General features: G+C 69.9%; 2 protein-coding genes. One reads left to right on the top strand and one right to left on the bottom strand.

Annotation, left to right across the window (positions count from 1 at the left end):
* Positions 1–235 precede the first annotated feature (235 nt).
* Positions 236–1,066, top strand: coding sequence for a hypothetical protein (locus tag ACQKIP_RS46175; RefSeq protein ID WP_365857144.1), 831 nt, complete (start codon positions 236–238; stop codon positions 1,064–1,066).
* Positions 1,067–1,191: 125 nt separating this feature from the next.
* Here ACQKIP_RS46175 and ACQKIP_RS46170 read toward each other — a convergent pair whose 3' ends face one another.
* Positions 1,192–1,929 (bottom strand): D-Ala-D-Ala carboxypeptidase family metallohydrolase, encoded by a 738-nt coding sequence (locus ACQKIP_RS46170; RefSeq protein ID WP_365856940.1) that lies wholly within the window; start codon positions 1,927–1,929, stop codon positions 1,192–1,194.
* Between the last annotated feature and the right edge of the window lie 32 nt (positions 1,930–1,961).

Here is a 1,961-nt window from a genome sequence, read left to right as displayed (position 1 = left end):
GTCCCCAGGAGCGGCGTACCTGCTCGTCCAGGCTGGTGACCGCGTAGGGAAGCAGCCCGCGCAGCCCGTGTTCGGCGCGCTCGCTCTCGGTAAACGCGGTTCCCTTCGTGCGCAGCGGATCGGACAGCAGGCCGGGACCGGCGAGATCGCTCATGGAGCCATGGTCGTGGGGAAGCGCCGGCCATCCACCCTCGACACGCCACCCTCCCGCGAGGTCCCGTACGGTCGATCCGTGATGATCGGATCGGGTGCCCCGCGTAGCCTCGGCGTCCCTGCGGCCGAGGCGCGGTTGCGGTTCGGCACGGAATGGCAGGAGAACGGCGGCGGGCCGCGGCGCCGCTTGCTCCTGGTCGACGACGAGCCTGCCTTCGAGCTCAGCTTCTACTGCGGAACTTGTCCCTTGCTGTTCCGCCGGTTGGAAACCGCGACTTCGACGTTGTCCCTGGCGGGCGTGCAGGAACGGCTCGCCGGCGCTCTGGAGGATCCGGACGAGGGCGGCGTGGTTGATGCGTTCGGCGCGCTGCTGCCGGAGGGCGAGTACCTTCCGCTGCTCCTGATGGTGGAGCCCCGGCTGGTCGTCCCCGGGCAGGCAGGCGACTACTTCAGCGGCGAGCAGGTCACGACGTGGGGGATCGATCAGTTCTGGGGCCTGCCGGAGTACCCGCACACCCCGTACTACCGGACCTTCGAGACGGCCGTCGACTCGGACGCGCACCTCTACGAGTTCGTCGTCCCGATGGTTCCCCCGTCGTGGAACCAGCAGGAGCGCGTCGAGGAGTACGTGAGGCTCATGGGGCGGGGGACGGTCCCCACGGCGGTGGCGATTTCCACGCTGGACGTGTGCGAGCCTGCCGCCGGGATGCCCGTCGACCACTACCAGCACTGGGGCCTGACCCACTTCCTCCTCGACGGCCACCACAAACTGGAGGCCGCCGCCATCGCCGGGCGGCCGGTGCGGATCCTCTCGCTCCTGGCCTTGGGCGAGAGCCTGGCCGGAGCGGAAGACTGCGCCCGTCTGCCTGCCCTGCGCGCCCTGCCTCGCTCGGTGCGGGGGAGCGGTAGCTGAAGCAGCGCGCTGGAGTCGCCCCTTGCCTTCGTGGCGGAGCCCGAGCTGTGCTCTGCGACGGAGACAAGGGGCGGGGCAGGGGCTGCGCTTGGGGGCCTGAGATCGCAGCGGGCGCCGTGGTGTGCTCAGATGCCGCAGGCGGATGCCGACCAGAAGCGGCTTGCGCGGTGGTCGAGGTGGGTGTGGTCGCTGTGGCCCGGGTAGCCGGGACCGAGGATTCCGTTGAAGCCGTGGTTGCGGGCCTGCTGGGCCAGGCGGCACAGCGAGTGCGGGCTCGCGCCGAGGTCGGCCGCGTCGCCGTACAGGTGGCGGCTGCTGGCTGCTCCGCCGACGGCGTCGTTGCAGGCATGCGAACGGAAGCCGCTGGTCACGCGGATGGGCTGGTCGCCGAGCGCGTGTCGCAGTGCCTCCAGCTTCCACATGGTGCGCAAGGCGTTCGCCTTCGCGGTGCTGGCGCTGACTGCGCCGCCCGCCCAGGTGGAGTTGCAGGTGTTGAGTTCGGCGTAGGTGAAGTGGATCGGTGTGCAGTCGTTGTCCTGGAGGGCGTAGATCTTGTTGAAGGTCGCCGGGCCGGCCACGCCGTCGGCGGACAGTCCGTAAGCGGTCTGGAACCGCTTGACCGCGGCAGTGGTCGCAGGACCGTAGGACCCGTCGATGGCGAGCGCGCCGCCGCTGCCGGCATGGCCTGCTACCCGTATCTGCAACTGCGTCACGTCGGCGCCCGAGGCCCCTGAGGACAGGGTGCGCGACCAGGTGTAGCAGCCGTCGGCCTGGGCGGTTCCGGTGGTTGCGACGACACCACCCAGAGTGGCGACAATGAGCATGACAATCGAGAGAATGAGTCGTGCGGTGCGTCTGGTCATCAGAGCACTCCATGGGGGGCGGGGGATAGGAG

This window comes from Streptomyces sp. NPDC059900, assembly GCF_050270335.1.
In the GTDB taxonomy this organism is placed as follows: Bacteria; Actinomycetota; Actinomycetes; order Streptomycetales; family Streptomycetaceae; genus Streptomyces.
Note: the sequence above shows the minus strand (reverse complement) of the source record. Positions and strands in the feature narration are given on the sequence as shown.